A 25,644-nucleotide genomic window follows, 5' to 3' on the forward strand; every position below is an offset into this window, starting at 1 on the left:
AAATGCCTCGATCCCGTGCGTTTCGTTCGTCGTCTCTCCGTTCGATCTGTTGATAAACCGAACGTCGCCCGACAGGCAGTCGAGCATCGCCTGAACATTCATCCTGTTGTAGGCGTCGATATACCGGGCAATAATCGTCGGCACAGAATCCATTCTGTCGATTCCTCCTTACTGATCCTGAAGTCGCTAACCTATGCGATTTTTGCGACGGCGTTTGCAATTACTTTGGCAGGCTGCGCCACCAACCGGACGCCGCAATTCAGCTACGATGCAAGCGTGCCGCCGCTGCCGACCGTGCAGGCGGCAGCAGCCGACAACACGCCCCGGCCGTTGCATACGCCACCGGCATGGACCGTCGCACGCGGCGGCACGGCTGCCGGCACGCCGACCGGCCGCGTCGAGAACGCCAATGCAGCCGCTCGCGTCGAGCCGCGCCGCGAAGGTTACTACAACGCCATCCAGATTTATCCGTGGTCGGAAGGCGCGCTCTATCAGGTCTATGCCGCAGTCGGGCAGATCACGACGATCGCGCTGGAGCCGGGCGAGAGCCTGACAGGCGCGGGGCCGATTGCGGCGGGCGACACCGCCCGCTGGATCATCGGCGACACCGAGAGCGGCAGCGGCGCAAACCGCCGTGTCCATATTCTCGTGAAGCCGACGCGGCCGGACATTTCGACCAACCTTGTCGTCACCACCGACCGGCGCACCTACATGCTCGAGCTGCGCGCGCGGGAATCGCTCTACATGCCCGCCGTGGCATGGGCCTATCCCGCAACGCCGGGCCAGCGCCAGACCGTTCCGGCCGCGCCGATCATCCCGGCCGAGGCGGCGCGGAACTATCGCTACGGATTGCAGGTGCAGGGCGACAGCCCGCCGTGGCGGCCCGTCTCCGTCTTCGACGATGGCCGCCGCGTCTATGTCGTCTTCCCGGCCGGGATCGTGCAGGGCGAAATGCCGCCGATCTTCGTGCTTGGCGCGAACGGCGAGCCGCAAATCGTCAATTCCCGCATCCACCAGAACGTCCTGATCGTGGACCGCCTGTTCGGCGCGGCCGAGCTGCGCCTTGGCAGCGGCAACCGCCAGCAGGTCGTCAGGATCGTCCGCACCAACCCGACGCAGGCCGCAGCAGAACCAGCCAGCACGACCACGGGAGGATCGTCCTAATGAGCGATACCAATACCGCAGCCCCCATGCGCCTGCGCGCTGAATCGCCCCGCGTCACCCGCCTGTCGCGCAAGATGCTGGCAGGCGTCGGCGCGGTCGCCTTGCTCGGCATCGGCGGCGCGCTGATCTACGCACTCCAGACCCGCGACGCAGGGCCGGGAGGCGAAGAACTCTATTCGACCAACAACCGGCAAACTGCCGATGGGCTGGCGGGCCTGCCGAGCGACTATAGCGGGCCGGTCCTCGGGCCGGCATTGCCGGGCGACCTCGGCCGCCCGATCCTCGACGCGCAGAACCGGGGACAACCAGTCGTGCCGCCCGTCATGGCGACGCCCGCCGTCGATCCAGAGGAAGAACGCCGCCGCGCCGAGGAAGAAGCCGCGCGCTTGAGCAATGTGTTCTTCCAATCCGGCCCGCGCACGGGAGCGCCGGCAGGGACGGCCATCCCCAGCCTTGCCAGTCTCGGCCTCGGCGGACAGCCCGCGACGCAGGATCGGCACACGGCTTTCCTCAATGGACCCGTGGACCGGCAGACGGTCGCGGCGGATCGGGTGACGCCACCGGCCTCGCCCTGGATATTGCAAGCCGGAGCCGTGATCCCGGCCGCGCTCATCACCGGCATCCGCTCGGACCTGCCGGGCCAGATCACCGCGCAGGTGACGGAGAATGTCTATGACAGCCCCACCGGCAGCCTGCTCCTGATCCCGCAGGGAACGCGCATCATCGGCCAGTATGATGACGGCGTGACCTTCGGCCAGCGCCGCGTCCTGCTGGTGTGGAATCGCCTGATCCTGCCGGGCGGCCGTTCCATCGTCCTTGAGCGCCTGCCGGGTGCGGACGCCAGCGGCTACGCCGGGCTTGAGGATGGCGTCGATTATCATTGGTGGGATCTGATGAAGGCCGCAGGGCTGTCCACGCTGCTCGCGGTCGGAACCGAACTTGCCACCAGCGACGAGGACCGGCTTATCCGGGCTATCCGAGACGGGGCGCAGGATACCGTCAATCAGGCGGGCCAGCAGATCGTCCAGCGTCAGTTGCAGGTCGCGCCCACGCTGACCATCCGGCCGGGCTTCCCGGTCAGGATCATCGTTACCCGCGACCTTGTATTCGAGCCGGCAGGAGGTTGACCATGACCAAAGCTGAAACTCGGCCCGCTGCCCGACGACAAGCCCGTGAAGATCACCATGGAGCTGCCCGCGCCGCTCCACCGCGATCTGGCCGCCTATGCCGAGGTGCTGGCCCGCCAGAGCGGCCAGCCCGTCGCCGATCCCGTCAGGCTCATCGTGCCCATGCTGGAGCGGTTCATCGCCACGGATCGCGGCTTCGCCAAGGCACGGCGAGCCGCCAACTGAATCCCATCCCGGCAGGGGTGCCGCCAGCGCATAGGCGCAAATGCGGCACGCTACAGGCCGGCGACCTCACTCCATGGTTCGCATAGTTTCGGGGACCTCCAGTTGCCCGGAATCCCGTCGAACATGGCAAGCGAGATTATGAATATGAGTGATCCGACATACGCGCTGGGTAAACGGACGATTCGCAGGCATCAGCTTCGGGAACTCGTTCCCCTTGCCGACACGACAATCTACGACATGGAGCAACGGGGCGAATTTCCCCAGCGGTTCTATTTGACGGCCCGGTGTGTGGTTTGGGACCTCGCCGAAGTGGAGGCTTGGCTTGAAGAACGTCGCCAAGCTTCCAGAGAGAAAGCTATCAGGCGCGCGCCGTCGCCCGATGTGAAGCTCAGGAAATTCCGGCCCGTCAAACGCTAGGTTCAGGCACCAACAGGTCCATTGACGGCGGATACAGCGTCGGCGCGTATTTCTGGCCCGCCACCCAAGCGTCCACAAGGTTCGCCCATTCCTGCATCATATGGCGGCGCTGGTGCTCGTATTCCGCCTTGTTGTAGATGCCACGGGACGAGCGGCCATCCTCATGTGCCAAACACTTTTCGATCCAGTCACTATTGAAGCCCAGCTCGTTCAGGAGCGTAGAGCCTGTTCGGCGCAGATCGTGAACAGTGAAAGGTTCGAGCGGCAAGCCCTCCTTCTTCGCCCGCGCCACGACAGCGGTGGTTATACGGTTGAAGGTCGCCCTCGACATGGGAGCATCCGCATCGTAGCGCGATGGCAGCAGATATTTGGAATTGCCGGCGCAGGTCTTGAGCGCAATGAGAATGTCGATTGCTTGCTGCGCGAGATAGACGTTGTGCGCTTTGGATCGCTTCATCCGCTCCTTCGGGATCGACCAGACTGCGTTCTCGAAATCGACCTCATCCCAAGTCGCGTCCTGCAACTCGCTCTTTCTGACCATGGTGAGCAGGAACAGCTTCATTCCGAGCCGGATTGTCGGCAGCGTTGGCACATGCTCAAGCTGGCCCAACATGACCCGGATTTCAGCAGGCGATAGTGAGCGGTCTTTGGGAACAAAGGTTGCGATAGATGCAGGCCCGACCTCATCGGCCGGATTTGCCACCTTTTCCCCGTGCAGGATTGCGAAGGCATAAACGAGCTTCACAATGTCGCGGACGTGAACGGCGGTGGCCGGTGCTCCACGCCCCTTCACCTTTGCACACATCGCGCGCAGATCGTCGGAGCTGATTTCCGTCAGCAGCCGGTTCCGAAAGGTCGGCAGAATGTCCCGCTCATAGATCGAGCGACGCATCGCACGGGTGCTGTCCGCCATCCGCGCCTCCTGCAACCAGCGTTCGCCGAACTCGCCGAAGCTCTTTGCCTCCTTGATACGGCGCTTCTCACGTTGCTTCTCGCGCGCGGGCGACCGCCCTTCCGCGATAGCCCGCTGCGCATCGATCAACTGCTCGCGCGCCCGCGCCAGAGATAGGCCGGCTGCACCGTATCGACCCAGCGTCAACGTTTCCCGCCGCCCATTGAGGCGGTAGTCATACCGAAACACGACCGCCCCCGAGGGATTGACCGCGACATACATACCGTCACGGTCAGCGACCTTATACAATTTATCCTTTGGTTTCAGAGCTTTGATGCCCGCGTCAGTCAGCATTTTGACCCTCCAAGACCGTCCAAAAACGTCAGAAAGCAGCCAATTATACCGTCAGGCCAAAATCAGCCTTCCTGATCGGTAAATTCACCTTTATTCTCAATGGAATAAGGTCAAAAAATATACCGTCAGAAGCTCTCTTGCCCCTGACGGTATATGTGATTTCCGAATGTGACAAGTTTCGCCATACCGTCACCTATACCGTCATTTGCGAGGCTTACACGACAATAGACCGCGATAGATGGTGACAAAATTATATAATGATTTCAGTTATTTATGTGCGGGGATCGGCGGTAATCGGCGGCGTTCGGATAGGCCCGAATTATTCCCACTCTATCGTTCCGGGTGGTTTGCTGGTGTAGTCGTAGGTGACACGGTTGATGCCCTTGACCCGATTGACGATGCGGGTGGCGACGCGGGTTAGGAAGGCGGGCTCGAAGGGATAGACATCGGCGGTCATTCCGTCGGTGGACGTGACAGCACGCAGGGCGCAGACCGCTTCATAGGTCCGCCCGTCGCCCATCACGCCCACGGTGTTGACCGGCAGCAGCACGGCGAAAGCCTGCCAGATCTCATCGTAGAGGCCGGCCTTGCGGATCTCTTCCAGGTAAATCGCGTCCGCCTCCTGAAGTATGGCCACCCTTTCCCTGGTGACTTCCCCCAGAATGCGTATGCCCAGTCCCGGTCCGGGGAAGGGGTGCCGGCCGACGAAGGCTTCGGTGAGGCAGAGTTCCCGGCCCAACTCGCGAACCTCGTCCTTGAACAGTTCGCGCAAGGGTTCCACCAGCTTCATGTTCATGCGCTCGGGCAGGCCGCCGACATTGTGGTGCGACTTGATGGTGACCGAAGGCCCGCGGAAGGAAACGCTTTCGATGACATCGGGGTAGAGGGTGCCCTGGGCGAGGAAATCGGCACCGCCGATCTTCTTCGCCTCGGCCTCGAAAACGTCGATGAAGGCACCGCCTATGATCTTGCGCTTTTTTTCGGGGTCGCTCACTCCCTGAAGCTTGTCGAGGAACAGGCGGCCGGCATCGACGTGGATGAGCCGGATATTGTAGTGATCGCGGAAAAGCGACACAACCTCGTTGGCCTCATTCTTGCGCAGGAGACCCGTATCGACGAATACGCAGGTGAGGTTCTCCTCGATGGCTTCATGAACGAGCAAGGCTGCCACCGAACTGTCAACGCCGCCGGACAACCCGCAAATGACCTTTTTCTGGCCCACTTGCCGACGGATCCGGTCGACGGCCTGGTCACGATAGGCGTCCATCGTCCAGTCTCCGGACAAGCCCGCGACCTTGAAGCAGAAGTTTGCGAGGATCTCCCGGCCGAGTTCGGTATGATGGACCTCGGGATGAAACTGAACGCCATAAATCCGCCGTGCCGGATCGGCTATCGCCGCGAATGGGGACGAGGGGCTGGCCGCCGACACGTGGAAGCCCTCGGGCAGGGCGGTGATCTTGTCACCATGGCTCATCCAGACGTGCGACCGGCCGCTGAGTCCCTCAAAGAGACCGCTCGGGTCGATGATGTCGATTTCCGCCCGGCCGAATTCCCGCTCGTGGCTGCTTTCCACCGAACCGCCGAGCATTTGGCAGATGACCTGCTCGCCATAACAGATGCCAAGGACCGGCCTGCACATCGAAAACAGCGCTGCCGGCGGCATGGGGGCCTCGGTTTCATGACTGGATGCCGGACCACCGGACAGGATGATCGCTGCCGGGTTGAATTGGCGAATGGTGTCGATACCGATGGTGCAGGGGAGAATTTCGCAATAGATCTTGAGCTCGCGCAGCCGTCGGGCGATGAGCTGGGTCACTTGCGAGCCGAAATCGACAATGAGCACGCGCTCTGGCATGGCGATGATCCCTGGAGGTCGGAGGGCTTTTCAAGGGCGATGCAACTGCTGGCGGCGGTCATAGCCCCGCTATTCGCGCGCCACAAGCAGGGTGGCCGGCAAGGCTCGCAGGGCGGGCGAATCGCAATGGAATCCACAAACGAGTTGGCATGCTCGCTGCCTATGATATATGCAGCGCCCAATCAGGCCGATCTGCTGCGGCGGGACGCGGGTGTGGTGGAACTGGTAGACACGCAGGATTTAGGTTCCTGTGGCGAAAGCCGTGGGGGTTCGAGTCCCTTCACCCGCACCAGCCCTCGATACTCCCGCAGTGATGGATCGGACTCGTGAAGGGAATGCGCCGTGGCGAGGGTACCGTTGCGGCTACACCAGCAATCGAGGCTTTAGGGAATGCAGGTCACGGAAGTTGCGGCCGAAGGGCTCAAGCGGGAATACAAGGTCACGGTCGCAGCCAGCGAGATCGAGGATCGGGTCCAGAGCCGGCTCAAAAAGCTCGCCAAAACGGCGAAAATCCCCGGTTTTCGTCCTGGCAAGGTGCCGGTATCGCTGTTGCGCAAGCAATATGGCCGTTCGGTCATGGGCGAAGTTCTCGAGCAGGCCGTAGATGAAGGCAGTCGGCGTGCCATCAGCGACAATGCGCTGAAGCCCGCGCTGCGGCCGAAGGTCGAGGTAACGTCTTTCAATGACGGTGCCGATCTCGAATTCAGGATGGATGTCGAGATCCTGCCGGAAGTTCCGTCGGTGGATCCCGCCTCGCTGATCCTGACCCGCCAGGTTACGGAAGTCTCCGAGGATCAGCTCGCGAAAAGCCTCGACAACCTCGCCCGCGTGCGGCGCCAGTACAAGGCCGTGGAAACGCCGCGTCCGTCGGCGAAGGACGACCAGATCGTCATTGATTTCGTCGGCACGGTCGACGGTGTGGAATTTGATGGCGGCAAGGCCGAGGATTTCGAACTTGACCTTGGTGCCGGACGGATGATTCCGGGGTTCGAGGATCAACTCGTCGGCAAGAATGTCGACGAGGATGTGACGGTCGATGTGACATTTCCCGAAGAATACGGTGCGGAGCATCTGGCAGGGAAGCCCGCGAGCTTTGCCGTCAAGGTCAAGGAGATCCGCGAAGCTGCTCCCGTCGTGATTGATGATGAGCTGGCCAAGCAGTTCGGCGCCGATACCCTCGATGAATTGAAGACCCGCCTCAAGGAGCGCATCGGCAGCGAGTTCGCGCAGGCCAGCAGGAGCAAGCTGAAGCGGCAGCTTCTTGATCGGCTTGCCGAGCAGTTCGATTTCGAGGTGCCTCAGGGTATGGTCGATCTTGAGTTCGAGGCTATCTGGACTCAGCTCGAAGAAGAGATGAAGCGCACTGGTCAGAATTTCGGTGACGGGGAGCAATCCGAGGAAGAAACGCGCAAGGAATATCGCTCGATCGCCGAGCGTCGCGTGCGTCTGGGATTGATCCTGTCCGACGTCGGAACGAAGAATGACGTCAAGGTGGAACCCCAGGAGCTCCAGCGGGCGCTTGTCGAACAGGCTCGCGCCTATCCTGGGAAGGAGCGGGAGGTATTCGATTACTTCCGCAACAACGCCGCAGCGCTGGAACAGCTTCGTGCGCCCATTTTCGAAGACAAGGTCGTCGATTACATGATCGAACGGGCTTCGGTTACCGACGAGAATGTGTCGGCCGAGGAACTGATGCGCGATCCCGATGACGAGGAAACGCCTGCCGATCGCAAGGATGGGGAAGACAAGGAGTAATCCTGCGCCCCGCGCCGGAGATCGGATGTTGAGGAAAACAGGCAGGAGTTGCTATGCAACCTATTATTGACCAGCTCGTACCCATGGTGGTCGAGCAGACGGCTCGTGGCGAGCGCGCCTACGACATCTATTCACGGATGCTCAAGGAGCGCATCATCTTCCTGACCGGTCCGGTCGAGGATCATATGGCGAGCCTCATCAATGCCCAGCTTCTCTTCCTGGAAGCCGAGAACCCGGACAAGGACATCTCGCTCTACATCAACTCGCCGGGCGGCGTGGTGACGGCTGGCCTGTCGATCTATGACACCATGCAGTATGTTCGTTGTGACGTGGCAACCTTGTGCCTTGGGCAGGCAGCGAGCATGGGTTCGCTGCTGCTCACGGCCGGTGCGCCGGGCAAGCGCTTCTGTCTGCCGAACGCACGGGTGATGACGCATCAGCCGTCGGGAGGTTTCCAGGGGCAGGCCACCGATATCGAGATCCATGCCCGCGAGATTCTCAAGATCAAGGCCCGACTCAACGATATCTACGTCAGGCACACGGGCAAGGCGTTGGAGGAAGTGCAGGCCCGCATGGAGCGTGACACGTTCATGGATGCCGACGAGGCCAAATCGTTTGGTCTGGTCGACGATGTCATCACGCACCGGCCGACCGGATCGACTGACGGCAAGTAGGGGAATCCTCAGGCCGTATTGGCCGAGCGTGCAGTGGAAAATCGGACCGTGTTTGGCCCGTGTCGAGGGGTATGTCATGCGCAAGATCTTGACATTGGCCAAACCATCCCATCTGATAAATTGATGGCGTGTTGTTTTGTAGCGTGAGAGGATAGTTTGCTATTTTTTGTTCTCGCATATGGTTTGCTCGTGGGTTGCGGGCAAGCGCTTCAACCGCTACGATGATCTTCAACGGACACGGTGGGCGATAGGTTCCGATGAGCAAAACCGCAGGCGACTCCAAGAATACCCTGTACTGCTCCTTCTGCGGGAAAAGCCAGCATGAGGTGCGGAAGCTCATTGCGGGTCCGACGGTGTTCATCTGCGATGAATGTGTCGAACTCTGCATGGACATCATCCGCGAGGAAAACAAGAGTGCCGTGGCGCGCAGCCGCGCCGGTGTTCCGACCCCGCAGGAAATCAATTCGGTTCTTGACGACTATGTGATCGGGCAGGCGCATGCCAAGCGTGTGCTGTCGGTGGCCGTGCACAACCACTACAAGCGCCTGGCGCACGGCTCCAAGGGCGGCGATGTCGAGTTGGCGAAGTCCAACATCCTGTTGATCGGCCCCACGGGTTGCGGCAAGACATTGCTGGCCCAGACCCTTGCGCGGACGCTGGATGTCCCGTTCACCATGGCCGATGCTACGACGCTTACCGAAGCGGGCTATGTCGGCGAGGATGTCGAGAACATCATCCTCAAGCTGCTCCAGGCGGCGGATTACAATGTCGAGCGCGCCCAGCGGGGAATTGTCTATATCGACGAGGTCGACAAGATCAGCCGCAAGGCCGAGAATCCTTCGATCACCCGGGATGTTTCGGGCGAGGGTGTGCAGCAGGCGTTGCTGAAGATCATCGAGGGAACGGTGGCGAGCGTTCCGCCGCAGGGCGGCCGAAAGCATCCGCAACAGGAATTCCTCCAGGTCGATACGACCAACATCCTGTTCATTTGCGGTGGTGCCTTCGCTGGACTCGACAAGATCATCGGTGCGCGTGGCAAGCCGCGTGCGATGGGATTCGGGGCGGAAGTTCATTCGCCCGACGAGCGGCAGACCGGTGACATCCTGCGTGAGGTCGAGCCGGACGACCTGTTGAAGTTCGGACTCATTCCCGAGTTCGTCGGTCGTCTCCCGGTGGTCGCCACACTTACCGATCTCGATATCGATGCCCTGGTGCAGATTCTCAGGGAGCCCAAGAACGCTCTGGTCAAGCAGTACCAGAAGTTGTTCGAGATGGAAGATGTCCATTTGTCATTTACCGACGATGCGCTGGTGTCGATTGCGGAAAAGGGCATCGAACGGAAGACGGGTGCCCGTGGTCTGCGTTCGATCATGGAGGGCATCCTGCTCGAGACAATGTTTGACCTGCCATCGCTCGACGGTGTCGAGGAAGTGGTGGTCAACAAGGAGGTCGTCGAGCACGGCGCAAAGCCACTGATGGCCTATGCCGAACGCAAGGGCGACGTTGGCTCGGCATCCTGATCCTGCAGTATTCAAACTGTTGAATGGCACCGCCCGCCTTGAAACTGCGCATCAACCACGCCACCTAACTTTTTCGAGTTGATTCGGCGGGAATGGGGTATGATCCCCTAGGTACCGCCTGAGCGAGGTGAAATGGTCGACACATCCAACGCCCAGATTTTTCCTGTCCTGCCGTTGCGTGACATTGTGGTTTTCCCCCACATGATCGTGCCGTTGTTCGTGGGCCGGGAAAAATCGATCCATGCCCTCGAAGAGGTGATGAAGGAGGACAAGCAGATCCTTCTCGTTACCCAGAAGAATGCCGGGAACGATGACCCCGGTCCCGAAGACATCTACCAGGTCGGGACGGTCTCGAGCGTTCTCCAATTGCTGAAATTGCCCGACGGTACCGTCAAGGTTCTGGTGGAAGGCAACGGTCGTGCCGAAATCGAGGGGTTCGTCGACAACCCGAACTTCTTCCAGGTTCATGGTCGAATCCTTCCGGAAGCGCCGGTGGATGCCCGCGAGACGGATGCGCTCGCTCGTGCGGTCGTCAGCCAGTTCGAACAATACGTCAAGCTGAACAAGAAGGTTCCGCCTGAAGTTCTCGTTTCATTGACCCAGATCGAGGATGCCGGCAAGCTGGCCGATACCGTTGCCGCACATCTCTCACTGAAGATTTCCGACAAGCAGGAATTGCTGGAGACGAGTTCGCTGGCTGAACGCCTTGAGCGGCTCTACAGCTTCATGGAAGGTGAGATCAGCGTCCTGCAGGTGGAAAAGCGGATCCGCAGCCGTGTGAAACGGCAGATGGAAAAGACCCAGCGGGAATATTATCTCAACGAGCAGATGAAGGCCATCCAGAAGGAGCTGGGGGAGCTTGAGGATGGCAAGGACGAAATGTCCGAGCTTGAGGAGAAGATCAACAAGACCAAGCTGACCAAGGAGGCGCGGGAGAAGGCTACGGCCGAGCTGAAGAAGCTCAAGTCGATGAGCCCGATGTCGGCCGAGGCGACGGTCGTGCGTAACTATCTCGACTGGATGCTGGGCATTCCGTGGAAGAAGCGCAGCAAGGTCAAGAAGGACATCAGGCTTGCGCAGGAGATTCTCGATACCGATCATTATGGCCTTGAGAAGGTCAAGGAGCGGATCATCGAGTATCTCGCGGTGCAACAGCGTGTCGACAAGATCAAGGGACCGATCCTTTGTCTGGTAGGACCTCCGGGAGTGGGCAAGACCTCGCTGGGCAAGTCGCTGGCCAAGGCAACCGGTCGCAACTTCGTCCGCTTCTCCTTGGGCGGTGTGCGTGACGAGGCGGAAATTCGTGGTCACCGGCGCACCTATATCGGGTCGATGCCGGGGAAGATCGTCCAGTCGATGAAAAAGGCCAAGACCAGCAACCCGCTGTTCATGCTGGATGAGATCGACAAGATGGGTGCGGATTTCCGTGGCGATCCGTCGTCGGCTTTGCTGGAGGTGCTCGATCCCGAACAGAATTCGACCTTCAATGACCACTATCTGGAGGTTGATTACGATCTTTCGGACGTGATGTTCGTCTGTACGGCCAATACCTTGCGGATGCCGCAACCGTTGCTGGACCGCATGGAGATCATTCGTCTGGCAGGCTACACCGAAGATGAGAAGGTGGAGATCTCCAAGCGCCACCTGATACCCAAACAGTTGGAACAGCACGGACTTTCGGACAAGGAGTGGTCGATCAACGACGCCGGGCTCCTCGATCTGGTGCGCTATTACACTCGTGAGGCCGGTGTCCGTAATCTTGAGCGGGAAATTGCCGGCTTGATCCGCAAGGCGGTCAAGGAAATCGTTGCGGGAGACCGCAAGGCGATCAAGATCACGCCGAAACTGATCGAGCGCTATGCGGGAGTGCGCAAGTTCCGCTTCGGAGCCGCCGAGGACGAGAACCAGATCGGTGTCACGACCGGTCTGGCCTGGACGGAGGTCGGTGGTGAATTGCTGTCGATCGAAGGCATCACGGTGCCCGGAAAAGGGAAGATGACCATCACCGGCAAGCTCGGCGATGTCATGCAGGAGTCGATTCAGGCGGCGCGCAGCTTTGTTCGTGCTAGGAGCCAGCAGCTTGGTATCAAGCCGGACACCTTCGAGAAGATGGATATCCATATCCATGTACCCGAAGGGGCAACTCCCAAGGATGGCCCATCCGCCGGTGTGGCCATGGTGACATCGATTGTCTCGGTATTGACGAAGATCCCGGTCCTTGCCGATGTGGCGATGACGGGCGAGGTCACCTTGCGTGGCCGCGTCCTGCCGATTGGCGGCTTGAAGGAAAAACTGCTGGCGGCATTGCGTGGTGGCATCAAGACAGTTCTCATTCCCGCGGAGAACGAGAAGGATCTCGCCGAAATCCCGGATAATGTGAAGAAAGGTTTGAAGATCATTCCGGTCTCGACTGTCGATGAGGTGCTCAAGGTGGCTTTGGCCAAGGCTCCCAGGCCGCTGCCCGACGATGTGATCGAACCCGAAATCGCTGCCCATGCGACAGCGAGCGGTGAAGCCGCACAGGGGCGGCTGCCGAACTGAGGTTGTCGGGAATTCCCGGATTCGGTTGACGAATTCGGACCTGAGGCCGCCGGGCTCGTATCGGCCCGGCGGCTTTTGTCTCTTTTTCCCGTGGTGGTGTCAGCTTCGCTGATGATAATGCCCCTTCCGGCCGTTCTCAAAACGGGGAAGGGCTGGTAGAGCAGGACTGTTTCAACGTGAGAGAGTCCTGCATGTCACCCATTCGACCGTCCGTCGCCAATCTCGTTCGCTCCGGTATCGCCCGTATTGCCGTGGGGGCGCTGGATGATCCGGAGGTCATTCCGCTGTGGTTCGGCGAGAGTGACATCATTAGCCCGGATTTCATTCGCGAAGCGGCGGTCGGTGGTCTCCGGGATGGCGAGACCTTCTATTCGAACTCGCGCGGGACGCAACATCTGCGTCAGGCACTGGCACGCTATCATCAGCGCATCTATGGCCTCGACATTGCCGATGAACGCATCATCGTCCCCGGATCGACCATGCTGGGTGTATTGCTCTCGGGGCAGTGCATGCTGGAAAGGGGTGACGAGATCCTGCTGATTGGCCCCTACTGGCCGAATATCGGCTCGGTGGCTGCCATGTGCGGTGCGACGACCCGTGAAGTCCGCCTGCGCGAGGGACCCGAGCGCTGGTGGCTCGACATGGAAGAGGTGTCCGCCTCGCTGACATCTTCGACAAAGGCGGTCTATGTCAATACGCCGTCGAACCCTACCGGCTGGATCATGTCAACCGATGAACAGAAGGCCCTGCTTGATGTCTGCCGCAAGCGCGGACTGGGGATCATCTCGGACGAGGTCTACCATCGCAACGTTTTTTCCGGTCGTGACCCTGCTCCGTCATTTCTCGAGCTTGCGGACGAGAACGAGCCGGTCTTCGTCGTCAACGGCTTTTCAAAGGGCTGGTGCATGACGGGATGGCGCCTTGGTTGGGTCATCGGCCCGCGCAATCTGGCAGAGCCTCTCGCCGTGCTGGCCGAGTGCAACAATACCGGCGCGACGGTATTCGCCCAGCGCGGTGGCACGGCCGCACTGGATCATGGCGAGTCGTTTGTCGAATCGTTTCGTCGGAGATGCACGATCAATCGGCAATTGGTGCTGGACATCGTGGGCAGCCATGAGCGCGTGTCGATGCTGGAGCCGGAAGGGGCGTTCTACGCCTTTCCGCGTATCGATGGCGTGACCGACAGCCTCGCTCTCGCACGCAGGATCTTGGACGAATGCAAGGTCGGTGTATCGCCGGGCTATACGTTCGGTGAGCGCAATGACAGCCATTTGCGCCTTTGCTTCGCCATCGAGACCGATCGCCTGCGTATCGCCCTTGAACGCATCCGTGAACTGTTTGACCGGCTTTGAGGGGAGGCGGGATGGCGCAGGCTGCGGCGTTTCGTCATTCCGCCGGATCCTGCTCGTCGATAAAACGGCGTCGAAGAGGGGATGAACCGAGGCGACGCTCGATTCTGCTCTTCCAGACGACGCGAGACCATGAGGGAGTGCCTGTGCTGTGAATATTGACTGTGTGGTCGACAGCCGGTCAAAGACTGGCGAGGGAGCGGTTTGGGATGTCGGGGAGCAACGCCTGTACTGGGTCGATATTCCGGCAGGCCTTATCCATCGCTTCGATCCTTCGACGGGAAGAAACGAGACCAGGCAGATCGACGAGGATGCCGCTTGCCTGGCCCTGCGCGAGCGCGGTGGGCTTGTGATCGCCACCCGTTCCGGATTCCACCTGTTCGATTTCGAAACCGGCAGGAAGGATGCGATCACCGATCCCGAGGCGAATCGACCGGAAAGCCGCTTCAATGATGGCACCACCGATGCGCGCGGCCGATTCTGGGCGGGAACCATGAAGGACAGGGGCGAACCCGTGGCGGCGGGGCGGTTCTACAGGCTCGATCCCGATCATTCCTGCTTTGCGTGGCGCGACAAAATCTGGACCACCAATGGCCTGGCCTTTTCTCCCGACGGTCGGACAATGTATTTTTCCGATTCCAATCCCGCGGTGAGGACCATCTGGGCATGCGACTATGATCTCGATGATGGAATGCCGCACAATGAACGCGTGTTTTTCGATACGCGGGATGTGGCGGGGCGACCCGATGGCGGCACGGTCGATGCTGACGGCTGCTACTGGATGGCCGGCGTGTCGGGCTGGCAGATCGTCCGCATCACGCCGGCGGGCAAGGTTGACCGGATCATCGAGATGCCGGTTGAACGCCCGTCGAAACCGATGTTCGGCGGTGCGGGGCTGGACACGCTCTACGTGACCTCGATCGGCAACGGGTTGTCGGAAGGCAGCGAGGAGCGGCAGCCGCAGGCGGGCGGGTTGTTTGCGATCTCGGGGCTCGGCGTTCAGGGACTGCCGCAGACGAGATTTGCTGGCTGATCGTAGGGGATCAGTCGCGGCAACAGAGGGGGAGGGGAGACATGCGGGTCACCGCAATTCGAACATTCATGACGGCGGATCGCGACCGGCCGCGGGTCCTGCTCGCAATCGACACGGATGAAGGAATTACCGGTTGGGGCGAATGCTACAATCATGGGCCGGATCGGGCACTTCCGCCGATTATCGATTATCTGGCAATGCAGCTTGCGGGGGAAGATCCTACGCGGATCGAATATCTCATTCTCAAACTGTTGCAATTGCAGAGATTTCCGCCCGGATCGCTGACACTTGCGGCGATCTCGGCAATTGACCATGCTCTCTGGGATATATCGGCCAAGGCCCTGGATGTTCCGGTCTATCGTCTGCTGGGCGGTCATGCGCGCGAGCGGGTAAGGGTCTATCAAGGGGTCTACACGGCTCCGGAGCCTGAGCAGATTCGCGAGCATTGCCAGGCCATGCGCGAAGGTTTCGGGCTCACCGCGTTCAAGCTCAGCCCCTATCGCATCGATATTCATGCGAATCCCTGGGGCAGGGTATTGAAGACCACCCGCGATTGGGTGGAAAGATTACGTTCCACGTTGGACGATGATATCGAACTGGCGTTTGATGCCCATGCCAAGCTCTTCGAACCCTGGCAAGCGGCCCAGCTCGGGAATGTTCTCGCCGAGTTTGATCCGCTTTTCTACGAGGAGCCGATGCGCATGGAGAATATCGAGGCCTGGGGACGATTGAAGCCGCAGTTGCGCTGTCCGCTTGCAACCGGTGAGAGTTATTACTCGCGTTTTGAATTCCTGCGATTGTTGCAGGTTGCCGGTGCGGACATCATCCAGCCCGATATCTGCGTGGTCGGTGGACTTCTCGAAATGCGGAAGATTGCCGCCATTGCCGAGGCGCATTATGTTACGGTGGCGCCGCACAATCCGATGGGACCTCTCGCCACGGCGGTCAACGTCCATTTTTCGGCAGCCCAGCCGAATTTCAAGATACTCGAATACCGTCTGCCGTCCGGCGCGGCTTATGACAGCAATGGCATGGATGATGCCCGGGAAAAGGCAGCCTATGTCATCGACCCCTATCTGCCTGTCGACGGATATCTCGAACTGCGTCCTGATCGGCCGGGTTGGGGCGTCGAGATCGACGAGGAGTACATCATGACGGACCGTTATGTTCATTGGGAGCGGAAGGTTCCCAGAAGACCCGATGGATCGACGGCCTATCCCTGATCGTCGACAACCGTGGCAAAGATCCGGTCGAAGCGCCGTTCTGCAACGCCCGGAGGTCCGGTTGTCGTTTGCTCCGGGACCGGGGCGATGTTCCCATGCATCCGCAGCAAAAAAAGGACCCGCCCAGAATGTTTGTACATCTGTGGCGGGCCAAATCGCTGAGGGAACGGAGAAAGAGAGAAAGGCGTGCGGACGGTCAGGCGGCAACCTTGACGATGGACTTGCCGATATTGCCGCCGTCGAGCATCTGGATGAAGGCCTGGGGGGCATCTTCGAGGCGCGAGAACACCTGTTCGCGATGCCTGATCCTTCTCTCCCCGATCCATTTCGTCATGGTGCGGGTAAATTCGGGGATCAGGTCGGCGAATGCCTCCATGACGAGGAAGCCCTCGATGCGAACCTGCTTCAGCTGGAAAAGGCGCATCATGTCATCCGCCGTATCCGGGCCTTCGGGCTTTCGCGAAAGGTTGTACTGCGACGCCGCGCCACAAAGCGGAATGCGGGCCTTGTCGTTCAACAGTGGCAACACGGCCTTGAGAATCTTGCCGCCGGCCATTTCGAAATAGACATCGATACCGTCGGGGCATGCTTCGGCCAGCCGCTCCGCCATGTCGGGAGCGAGGCGGTCGACGCAGGCATCAAAGCCCAGTTCCTCGACGGCGTAACGGCACTTGTCGGCCGTGCTGGCGAAGCCGACGGCACGGGCGCCTGCGATCCTTGCCATCTGGCCGACGATCGAGCCCACGGCGCCGGTTGCCGCCGGGGTCACGACCGTCTCGCCCGGCTGCGGCTTGCCGATGGCCGTCATGCCGCCATAGGCAGTCAGGCCGGTGACGCCGAGAACACCCAGCATCCATGACGGATGCTCCGGATCGGGGCCGATATTCGTCATGCCCGTTCCGTCGCTGACGGAAAAATCCTGCCAGCCGGTGAGGCCGACCACATGGTCACCCTTGCTGAAGCCCTGGACATCCGACGTCACGACACGTGAGACTGTCGCACCGGTGATCGTGCCGCCAATCGGTATGGACGGACCCATGCGGCTGTTCTCATCGAGGAGCAGGCGGACATAGGGATCCAGTGAGAGATACTCGGTGCGGAGCAGCATCTCGCCGGTTCCCGCTTCCGGAACAGCTGCCTGCTCCAGGTAGAAATCCGAAGTCTTGGGGAAACCCAACGGGCGGCTTGCGAGAATGATCTGTCGATTGATGTCGGGCGAGGTCGTCATTGTTGTGGTCCCCTGAAGGAACATTGTATCTTGGGTGTTTCGGGTACGAACGAAAACTGCTGAGGACAAAAGAGGGTTAGCTGGTCACGGTGCTTCCGGCCTTGGCGGCGTGATGATCCTCGAACAGGTCGCGGAGCTTTTGCTCCTGATCATGGCTCAGCGAGGTGGTGTAGACCTTGCCCAGCGAGCGATAGCGTTCCAGACCGGCCAAAACCTTGTCGCCGGTGACCTTGCGCACCAGGACGAAGACAGCGCCGCCGCCCGGGTTCAGGCTCTCGCCGACCTTCTTCATGAAGTCGTCGTCGATACCGACGTCGGACAGCGCACCGGCGAGCGCACCGGCTCCGGCACCGACCGCGACGCCGGCGATCGGATTGAGGAAGAGCAGGCCGACGAGCAGTCCCCACCAGGAACCTCCGACAGCGCCCATGGCTGTCAGGTTGACCGCCTGATGCAGCTTGACCTTTCCATCCTGATCGCGGGTGACGACAACGGCATCGTCCATCTCGATCAGATATTCCTTCTGCATGCGGATGAGGTCGGCCCGCAGTTCGAAGGCATAGGCCTGATCCTCGAACGTGATGGCGATGAGATTGGACATGACAGCTTTCCTCTGTTGTGAGTGGGTGACTGGTGTCACCCTGTCTTGTCTTACATCTGTCGTCCGGTTCGGTTCCGATCGACGAGTGGACAATAGTCCGACGCATCGAATAATTTAAATCGATTATTCATATACCAAGGATAAGAATAGTGGATCTTAAGCGTAGCGATCTCGGTCTGCTCGTCTCTCTTGAGGTGCTCATCGAAGAGCGCAGTGTGACTGCCGCTGCCCGCCGTCTGGGTATCAGCCAGCCGGCGCTTTCCGCCCAGCTGGCAAGGCTGCGGGATCTGTTCGGCGATGATCTGCTGGTCGGGAATGCCCATGGCATGACGACGACTCCGCGTGCCGAACAGTTGCGCGGGCAGCTCGGGGAACTGCTGGACGGGCTGCGTCGCCTGTTGCGTGACGATGGTCGTTTCGATCCGACCCGTGACGACAGGACCGTCGTCATCACCGCCTACGACCTCGCCCACGCCATCGTCATTCCGCCACTGCTCGAAAAACTTCGGGCTCAGGCACCGAACCTGCGCCTGACGGCCTTGCCCCTGTCAGCTCGCCACGATATCCGCGCGCTTGAGAGGGGGGAGGTCGACCTGGTAATCGCTTCGCTTGCCGACATGCACGAAGGACTCGTCACCCGGTATCTCTTCGATGCCGATTTCCGCCTTATCTGGCGGGAAGGACATCCCGGCGTGGAGGAGCCGCTGACACTCGACAACCTGTGCGGACTGGATCACCTCATCGTCTCGTCCGATGGCGGCGGCTACCGGGGGAGCGCGGATGAAGCATTGCAGCGGCTGGGCCGAACCCGCCGCGTCGTCGCCTCCCTGCCGACATTCATGCTTGTCCCGCCCGTCATTCGCAGCAGCGACCTTGTCGCCATCGTGCCCTCACGCCTTGCGCTCTACGACAAGTCCGGGCTGCGCAGCGCAAGACTGCCCTTTGATCTCCCGGGAGTCCCAGTTCATCTCGGCTGGCATCCCCGCACCCGGAACGACCCTGCTCACCGGTGGCTTCGGTCGATGGTTCACGGGTGAGGGGTAGAGTCTTGCCGTGCAAGGAGGGAATGCCGCGTTCCGGTCAAGGTCTCCCGTCGCGGTCATGGATCCGTCGTCAGGGACATCGCGGGTTCCAGGCGATGGATTCCGGCAAGGCTGAAACTCAGGGATGAGGTACATTTGAAGCGGTGTGAAATCAGGGCGGCGATGGAGAGCCACATCTCCGTCCCCTGCAGCCCCGCCGGTTCATCGCCGCCGAAGGCAAATCCCGCCTGCGGTTGCCACTGGTTGGCGAGGCTGGCGGCCATTCGGGCGAAGGCGATGTCGATATCGGCGGCCCTGTGGTCTGTTTGCCGGGAGCAAAGTAACAGGGGATGGACGATATCGAGGATGTTGCAGGCGGTTCGTCCGGTCGAGTCGAAGAAGTCGTTGCGCACGGCATGGGCAAGAACCGTGTCGATCGCGCGATCGGGCCAGCAGACGGGCAAACCGAACTGGGCGAATGTCCCGCGCGTCAAACGGTAGTAGCCGTTGACCGGTTGCAACCAGTCATCGCCTGTCGGCGGCGACCACATGCCACTGGATGGATGGCAGCGGATGGAGAGTTCGCCGATCAGGGATGGCAGGCCCGGCTGACCCTGGAAATAACGTGTGTTGACATAGCTTGCCGTGCCGAGCGAATCGATCATGGCTCCGCTGTGCCAGCCACGGCCGTGCCATGGCAGGTCGTCGAGCCACACCGGCAGGCTCTCCAGTATCCGGTCGGCCCATGACATGCGGTGAAGGGGAGCTCCGCCCAGGCATTCGAGCGCATAGGTGACGCACAGGATGTCGTAGAGATGGCAATTGTCGGGCTGTCCGTCGCCGGCATCCGGGAGCGGACCTTCCATGTTCCGCAGGAACAGGCCCGATCCCGGATCCTGACGGGCCTGAAGGGTGTCGCGCCAGCCTTCACGCTCGCGTCCTTCGGCAACCTCGCCGAACATGGCGGCGATCTGGATGGCATCGCAATCCGGACGGACCGGGTCGTCCTCGTCATTGCGGGGGTCGCTGTAGCGGAAACCCGGCCGATCTTCCGTGCGATGGCGGCTCAGCACAACCCGCCAGTCCCTGTCGGCGAGGTCCGACAGGGACTGGAGAGACGCGGTGCCCTTGTCCGTTCCGGCGGATCGCCGCGCCCGGCGATCGCGAATGATGCGGGCGGGATTGCCGGCGGCGACGGCGTAGTCGGGGATATTGCGGGTCACCACGGCACCGGCGGCGACGATCACATGACTGCCGATGCGCACGCCGTCGGTTACGACCGCGTTGGCACCGATCCACACGTCATCGCCAATCTCGATGCCGCGACTGACGATGCCTTGGCAGATGATCGGACGCCCGGGATCATCATGGGCGTGGTCGAAGCCCCACAGGCTGGCACCAGTTGCCACCCGGACATCGTGACCGAGCGTCACCTTGCCTGCAACGGTCGAATGGAGGTTGAACGAGCAATTGTCACCTGCGGCAATGGTTCCATCCAGGCGTACACCTGCGGCCACCACGCAGTTGCTTCCGAGGGTGATCGACTGACCGAGAATGTAAGCATGTGGCGAAAGGTAACCGCCGGTGCCGACCACGACGCGGCCCGATGTCCCGAGGTGGGCCCGGTAGGCCTCCTGCCGTGCCCGTTCGTCCGGTCCGGCATGAGCGGCGAACTCCCACGGGTGGGCATCGAATCTGCAGCTATCGACATTTGACGACATGGGTATACCTCCTTGCGATCGGCAACTGATGGCTTGACCCCGCCATGTCTTTGCGGTCTTGCTCTTATTTGCATTAATTTGCGAAAGGTGGAAGTGCATGGCACGTGCAAGAGGCACCGGGCCCAGTCAGGCGGACCTCGCGGCGGAACTGAATCTTTCGGTGAGCACGGTTTCCCGCGCGCTTTCGAATGCACCGGGCATATCCGACGACGTGCGTTACCGCGTTTCGCAAGCCGCCCTGCGACTCGGCTACCGGACCCGCGACGCTGCGCTGCGTTCCGCGTTCGGGCGCATCGTCGTCATGGCCACGCTCTATGATGTCAACAGCACCCTGTCCTGGGTCTATCAGGAAATGCTGGAGGGGATCACACTGGGTGCCCGGCAGGGCGGTATCGCCGTCGAATGTCACATGACAACGGAAATCGAGAGGCTGCCATCCGATCTCGATCCCGCGACCGGGCTGGTATTCCTCGGCATCGTGCCCGACGAAGCGACCATAGACTGGCTCGTGCAGCGCGATATCGCTTCGATCATCGTCAATGGCGTCGATCCGACCCTTCGGGTCGATTCCGTTTCTCCGGCCAACTATTTCGGTGGACGGCTTGTCGCCGAATACCTCACCCGGCTCGGGCACCGCAAGGCCGCGTTCGTCGGCGGCACCAGCCGCTGGACGCTCGTCCGCCGGTTTCACGGGTTTCGTGATGCGCTTGGTGACTTTCGCGGCGATGATGACGGCGTTGTCGATGTGCTGCACCTGCATTCCGACATCACCCAACGGCACATCGACCGCCTGCGCGAATGGTTGCCGACCGTCCTGGACGAGGCGACCGCCCTGTTCTGCTACAATGACAGCATCGCCATTTCGGCCATTGAGGCCCTGACATCGCTGGGGCGATCGGTGCCGGACGACGTTTCGGTCGTCGGTTTCGACGACATGCCGATGGCGACCATGACCACGCCCAAACTGACCACGTTCCGTATCGACTGGCGGGGCATCGGCAGCGATGCCGTGCACCATCTGCGGCAGCGGCGGGCCCGCCCGGAAGGAGCCGCGCGTGAGTTGCAGATCGGCGGACAACTGGTGGAGCGGCAAAGCACTGCCTTCAGAAATTAAATGCAAATTTTGCATTATTATTAAATTTATTGCATAGTTTGCACGACCTGCTATTCTGGCGACACAACGACAAACCGGGGAGGAGTCGTCCTGGCTACCGCGGCCTTCTTGATGGCGCGCGAAAGGTTCGTGCAACATTTCCGGCCGGATCATGTCGACCGGCTGGCTGCATGTTGCGACCTGGTCTCGCGGGAACCCTTCGGTTCGATCGCCGACATCGGTGCCTGTCGCGACGATGTCGAGATCGTTGTCACGGGGTGGGGAAGTCCCCGCATCGGACCGGACAGCCTGGCCGTGTTGCCGCGTCTGCGGCTGGTCGCGCATGCGGCCGGGACTCTCAAGAATATCGTCGATCCGGCCCTCTTCCCCCATGGCCTGCGGGTCACCACGGCAGCCCGCGTCAATGCGGCGCCGGTCGCCGAATTTTGCCTCTCCTGGATATTGCGCTGGAACAAGGGCATCGACCGCTTCGAACGCGATTATCGCCTGTCGCGGTCCGGTTATGACTTCGCGGACAGGAGTGCCGTCGGTTCCGGCGATGATCGCATTTCGGTCGGTATCATTTCCGCAAGTCATGTGGGACGTTCCCTGATCCGCCTGTTGCAGCCCATCGACGTCGAGTGCCTGCTCTTCGATCCGTTCGTCGACGAAGCCGCAGCAGGTGCCATGGGCGCGCGCAAGGTCGATCTGGAGCCGTTGCTCGAAATGGCCGATGTCGTCTCGCTCAATGCACCGCTTCTGCCCGCAACCGAGCGGATGATCGGCGCCCGGCAGTTTGCGGCGATGAAGGATGGTGCCCTGTTCATCAACACGGCCCGCGGTCGCATTGTCGATCACGAGGCCATGGCGGACGCATTGAGCGAGGGACGGATCTCCGCAGTCCTCGATGTGACCGATCCCGAACCGCTGCCGTCGGGCAGTCCGCTGTGGGACATGCCGAATGTGTGGATCACGCCGCATGTCGCCGGATCGCTCGGGCACGAGGTCTTCCGCATGACCGACTGGTGCTTGAGCGAGGTGGAGCGGTATTGCCGCGGCGAGGCCCTGCTCTCGGAAATCAGACCCAGCGATTGGGGGAGGGCGGCATGAGCTGGGTACCCGGCCTGTGTTCGGTGACTTTCCGGCAGCTCTCACCTGTCCAGATCGTGGAACGGGCCGCTGCGGCAGGGCTCCGGGCCATCGAATGGGGGACGGATGTGCACGCTCCGCCGGGAGATCTCGCCCGTGCTCGCGAGCTCGCCAGCCTGTGCCATTCGGCCGGGCTCGCCTGTCCCACTCTGGGGTCCTATGCCCGTGCAACCGCCAGCGCCCGCTCGCAGCCATGGTCACCGCTGCTCGATACGGCCGAAGCACTGGGAGCGACCACCGTCAGGATCTGGGCCGGGGAATCGGGGTTTGCCGAAACCGATAACCGGACACGTCACGATGTCGCCGATGCTGTTCGCAATTATGCGGAGTCGGCGAGTGCTCGCGGTCTGAAAATCGCCCTGGAATATCACCCGGATACGTTGACCGACTGCCGGAGGGGAGCGGCCTGGCTGCTTGAGCAGGTCGCCCATCCGGCACTGAAATCCTATTGGCAACCGGTTCCGGATCAACCCGTGGAGGACTGTCGGGACGATCTGGATGCATTGGGCGAGCATCTCGCGCATCTGCACATGTTCTTCTGGAGGGGTGAGCGGATCCGCTATCCGCTATCGGAAGGTGGTGCCTACTGGGCGCGGATCCTCAACGGGCGACGCGTTCCGCGTGGCGGCCATGCGTTTCTGGAATTCGTACCGGGAGATGATCCCGCATGTCTCGGCAGGGAGGCGGCGGCCTTGCTGCAACTGCTCGGACCGGAAGCTGATCCGGGCGTGCACCAGTGATAATGGAAGCAACAGGACAGGAGAGGATGAGATGAAATCACGCGGCTTGAAACGTTTCGCGTCAGCCTTGCTGGTCGCGACCGCGCTGGGGCTGCCGGGCATTGCGGCAGCCTACAGCGAGGCCCCGCAACTGGCCGGGAAAGTCACGGCCGGTGAATTGCCGCCTGTTGACGAACGTCTTCCCGAGCAGCCGCTTGTCGTCGAAGGATGGGATATCGGCACCTACGGCGGGACATGGCGCTCCGCGCTCAAGGGCACCTTCGACAATGGCTGGATCCGCCGGGCCGTGGGCTATGACCCGCTGGTGCGTTACAATTTTGAATGGAACGATGTCATCCCCGGCGTCGCCGAGAGTTTCGAGATCAATGACGATGCGACAGAGTTCACCTTCCATCTGCGCAAGGGACACAAATGGTCGGATGGAACGCCCTTTACCGCGCACGATGTGGTCTTTGCCGTCGAGGACGTGTTCAAGCGCACCGATTATCCGGGCAACCCCCACAGCGACTTCAAGACCCTGACCGCCGTGGCCAGAGACGACCAGACACTCGTTCTGACGACGCCGGAGCCGAACGGCCTGTTGATGCAGCGCCTGGCGAGCGTGGACGGCGACGAACTGACCCGCTTCCAGAAGGCATACTGCTCGCAGTTTCACCCGGACTACAATCCCAAGGCGGATGAAGAGGCGAAGGCCGCGGGCATGACGAGCGGCCTGGAAGCCCTGTTCAACGCCTGCGATGCGGACAGGAACCGGAGAGCCGACCGACCGACGCTCTATCCGTGGAAGCTGACGGTCGATTACGATGGCATCAACACGCCCATCACCTTCGAACGCAATCCCTACTATTACGAGGTCGATGCCGAAGGGAACCAGTTGCCCTATATCGACAATCTTTCGATGACCCAGGTCGAGGACGTCAATGCCATCGTCCTCAAGGCGATCGCCGGTGAAATCGACTTCATGAACCGACATATCGCCACAGTCGCCAACAAGCCCGTGTTCTTCGACAACCAGGAGCAGGGCGGCTATTTCATCTATGACACCATTCCCGCGGACATGAATACTGCCATCATCCAGCTCAACCTGACCTATGAGGACGAGGCGTTCCGCGATCTGTTCCAGAACAGGGATTTCCGTGTCGCGCTCAGCCTCGGCATCGACCGTCAGGAGATCGTCGACGTCGTCTATGCCGGACAGGGCGAGCCCTGGCAGGCGGGTCCGCGACCGACCTCGCCGTTCTTCAACGAGCGTCTGGCGAAGCAGTACACGGATTTCGACCCGGACAAGGCCGAAGAGATGCTCGACAGCCTCGGGCTGGCCGACCGCAATGACGATGGCATCAGGCTCCTTCCCGATGGCAGGCCGATCTCGATACGCATGGATGTGACCACCGATCTGGGACCGTTCCTCGACATCATGGAACTGGTTGCGAGCCAGTGGCGCGATATCGGCATCGAGCTCGACGCCCGCCAGGCCGAACGCAGCCTCGTCTACGAACGCAAGGACTCCAACCAGCACATGGCCCATGTGTGGAAGGGCGATGGGGGGCTCGGTGACGCCGTGCTCGATCCCCGCTACTACTTCCCGTTCTCCATGGAGAGTGCATTCGCCCTTCCGTGGGCCACCGAATACATGACACCGGGCGAGGGCATGGCGCAGACCCCGCCGGAGCCCGCCGTCAGGCAGCAGGCCCTGTATCGCGAGCTGGCGCAGACCGCGTCTGCCGAGAAGCGCGACGAACTGTTCCGCCAGATCCTCGACATCGCCGCCGACCAGTTCTGGGTGATCGGGATATCGTTGCCGGCCAGCGAATACGGCATTGCCCGCAACGACATGGGAAATATTCCCGAAAACCAGCCCTATAGCTGGATCTATCCGAACCCGGGCCCGATGCATACGGCCGTGGTCTACAAGAAGAAATAGTCGACTGGGAAGGCGGGACATGCTCCCGCCTTCCGCG

At 61.1% G+C, this 25,644-nt stretch carries 21 protein-coding genes and 1 tRNA gene; 17 read left to right on the forward strand and 5 right to left on the reverse strand.

Annotation, left to right across the window (positions count from 1 at the left end):
- Positions 1-177: 177 nt before the first annotated feature.
- The 4 genes from trbG to H6851_10470 all read left to right on the forward strand — a co-directional run bounded on the left by trbG (position 178) and on the right by H6851_10470 (position 2,933).
- Complete coding sequence (trbG, locus tag H6851_10455; protein MCB9944022.1) at positions 178-1,164, forward strand: P-type conjugative transfer protein TrbG; 987 nt, start codon at positions 178-180, stop codon at positions 1,162-1,164.
- Positions 1,164-2,291 carry a TrbI/VirB10 family protein gene (locus H6851_10460; GenBank protein ID MCB9944023.1) on the forward strand — a complete coding sequence of 376 codons (1,128 nt, stop codon included), beginning with the start codon at positions 1,164-1,166 and terminating at the stop codon, positions 2,289-2,291. Before trbG ends, H6851_10460 begins: the two co-directional genes overlap by 1 nt.
- 12 nt (positions 2,292-2,303) lie before the next feature.
- Positions 2,304-2,516, forward strand: a complete 213-nt coding sequence (locus H6851_10465) for a DUF2274 domain-containing protein (protein ID MCB9944024.1) — start codon at positions 2,304-2,306, stop codon at positions 2,514-2,516.
- Positions 2,517-2,660: 144 nt separating this feature from the next.
- Entirely contained in the window at positions 2,661-2,933 is a 273-nt protein-coding gene (locus H6851_10470) for an AlpA family phage regulatory protein (GenBank protein MCB9944025.1), read from the forward strand.
- On the opposite strand, the gene H6851_10475 is transcribed toward H6851_10470, so the two are convergent.
- Positions 2,923-4,179 (reverse strand): tyrosine-type recombinase/integrase, encoded by a 1,257-nt coding sequence (locus tag H6851_10475; protein MCB9944026.1) that lies wholly within the window; start codon positions 4,177-4,179, stop codon positions 2,923-2,925. The genes H6851_10470 and H6851_10475 overlap by 11 nt on opposite strands.
- 319 nt (positions 4,180-4,498) lie before the next feature.
- A complete protein-coding gene (gene guaA, locus H6851_10480) occupies positions 4,499-6,034 on the reverse strand; it encodes a glutamine-hydrolyzing GMP synthase (GenBank protein MCB9944027.1) in 1,536 nt (511 codons plus the stop codon).
- A gap of 207 nt (positions 6,035-6,241) precedes the next feature.
- Here guaA and H6851_10485 point away from each other — a divergent pair.
- The 8 genes from H6851_10485 (at position 6,242) to H6851_10520 (ending at position 16,129) form a co-directional block, all read left to right on the forward strand.
- A tRNA-Leu gene (locus H6851_10485) sits at positions 6,242-6,326 on the forward strand.
- Positions 6,327-6,424: 98 nt separating this feature from the next.
- Complete coding sequence (locus tag H6851_10490; protein ID MCB9944028.1) at positions 6,425-7,789, forward strand: trigger factor; 1,365 nt, start codon at positions 6,425-6,427, stop codon at positions 7,787-7,789.
- Positions 7,790-7,842: 53 nt separating this feature from the next.
- Positions 7,843-8,463, forward strand: coding sequence for an ATP-dependent Clp endopeptidase proteolytic subunit ClpP (gene clpP / locus H6851_10495; protein ID MCB9944029.1), 621 nt, complete (start codon positions 7,843-7,845; stop codon positions 8,461-8,463).
- A gap of 257 nt (positions 8,464-8,720) precedes the next feature.
- Positions 8,721-9,983, forward strand: a complete 1,263-nt coding sequence (gene clpX / locus H6851_10500) for an ATP-dependent Clp protease ATP-binding subunit ClpX (GenBank protein ID MCB9944030.1) — start codon at positions 8,721-8,723, stop codon at positions 9,981-9,983.
- A gap of 132 nt (positions 9,984-10,115) precedes the next feature.
- Positions 10,116-12,524, forward strand: a complete 2,409-nt coding sequence (lon, locus tag H6851_10505; GenBank protein ID MCB9944031.1) for an endopeptidase La — start codon at positions 10,116-10,118, stop codon at positions 12,522-12,524.
- Positions 12,525-12,715: 191 nt separating this feature from the next.
- Complete coding sequence (locus H6851_10510) at positions 12,716-13,876, forward strand: pyridoxal phosphate-dependent aminotransferase (GenBank protein MCB9944032.1); 1,161 nt, start codon at positions 12,716-12,718, stop codon at positions 13,874-13,876.
- 148 nt (positions 13,877-14,024) lie between these two features.
- Positions 14,025-14,906 (forward strand): SMP-30/gluconolactonase/LRE family protein, encoded by an 882-nt coding sequence (locus H6851_10515; GenBank protein ID MCB9944033.1) that lies wholly within the window; start codon positions 14,025-14,027, stop codon positions 14,904-14,906.
- Between the two features lie 41 nt (positions 14,907-14,947).
- Positions 14,948-16,129, forward strand: a complete 1,182-nt coding sequence (locus H6851_10520) for a mandelate racemase/muconate lactonizing enzyme family protein (GenBank protein MCB9944034.1) — start codon at positions 14,948-14,950, stop codon at positions 16,127-16,129.
- A 196-nt stretch (positions 16,130-16,325) separates the two neighbouring features.
- Here H6851_10520 and H6851_10525 read toward each other — a convergent pair whose 3' ends face one another.
- Both H6851_10525 and H6851_10530 read right to left on the reverse strand, forming a co-directional pair.
- Positions 16,326-17,357 (reverse strand): NADP-dependent oxidoreductase, encoded by a 1,032-nt coding sequence (locus H6851_10525; protein ID MCB9944035.1) that lies wholly within the window; start codon positions 17,355-17,357, stop codon positions 16,326-16,328.
- 76 nt (positions 17,358-17,433) lie between these two features.
- Positions 17,434-17,958, reverse strand: a complete 525-nt coding sequence (locus tag H6851_10530; GenBank protein MCB9944036.1) for a DUF1269 domain-containing protein — start codon at positions 17,956-17,958, stop codon at positions 17,434-17,436.
- A 149-nt stretch (positions 17,959-18,107) separates the two neighbouring features.
- On the opposite strand from H6851_10530, the gene H6851_10535 reads away from it, so the two are divergent.
- Positions 18,108-18,995: a LysR family transcriptional regulator gene (locus tag H6851_10535; protein ID MCB9944037.1), complete on the forward strand. Its 888-nt coding sequence runs from the start codon at positions 18,108-18,110 to the stop codon at positions 18,993-18,995.
- A 62-nt stretch (positions 18,996-19,057) separates the two neighbouring features.
- Here H6851_10535 and H6851_10540 read toward each other — a convergent pair whose 3' ends face one another.
- On the reverse strand, positions 19,058-20,701 hold the full coding sequence (locus tag H6851_10540) for an acyltransferase (protein ID MCB9944038.1): 1,644 nt from the start codon (positions 20,699-20,701) through the stop codon (positions 19,058-19,060).
- Positions 20,702-20,798: 97 nt separating this feature from the next.
- Here H6851_10540 and H6851_10545 point away from each other — a divergent pair, with 97 nt between their 5' ends.
- From H6851_10545 to H6851_10560, 4 genes are all read left to right on the forward strand, one after another.
- The gene (locus H6851_10545) at positions 20,799-21,815 is read left to right on the forward strand and encodes a LacI family DNA-binding transcriptional regulator (protein MCB9944039.1); all 1,017 of its coding nucleotides are present in this window, start codon (positions 20,799-20,801) and stop codon (positions 21,813-21,815) included.
- 111 nt (positions 21,816-21,926) lie between these two features.
- On the forward strand, positions 21,927-22,904 hold the full coding sequence (locus H6851_10550; protein ID MCB9944040.1) for a hydroxyacid dehydrogenase: 978 nt from the start codon (positions 21,927-21,929) through the stop codon (positions 22,902-22,904).
- Complete coding sequence (locus tag H6851_10555) at positions 22,901-23,683, forward strand: TIM barrel protein (GenBank protein MCB9944041.1); 783 nt, start codon at positions 22,901-22,903, stop codon at positions 23,681-23,683. The genes H6851_10550 and H6851_10555 overlap by 4 nt, the downstream gene beginning before the upstream one ends.
- A 31-nt stretch (positions 23,684-23,714) precedes the next feature.
- The gene (locus H6851_10560; protein MCB9944042.1) at positions 23,715-25,607 is read left to right on the forward strand and encodes an ABC transporter substrate-binding protein; all 1,893 of its coding nucleotides are present in this window, start codon (positions 23,715-23,717) and stop codon (positions 25,605-25,607) included.
- The last annotated feature ends 37 nt before the right edge of the window (positions 25,608-25,644 follow it).

Source organism: Geminicoccaceae bacterium, from assembly GCA_020638465.1.
GTDB lineage: Bacteria > Pseudomonadota > Alphaproteobacteria > Geminicoccales > Geminicoccaceae > JAGREO01.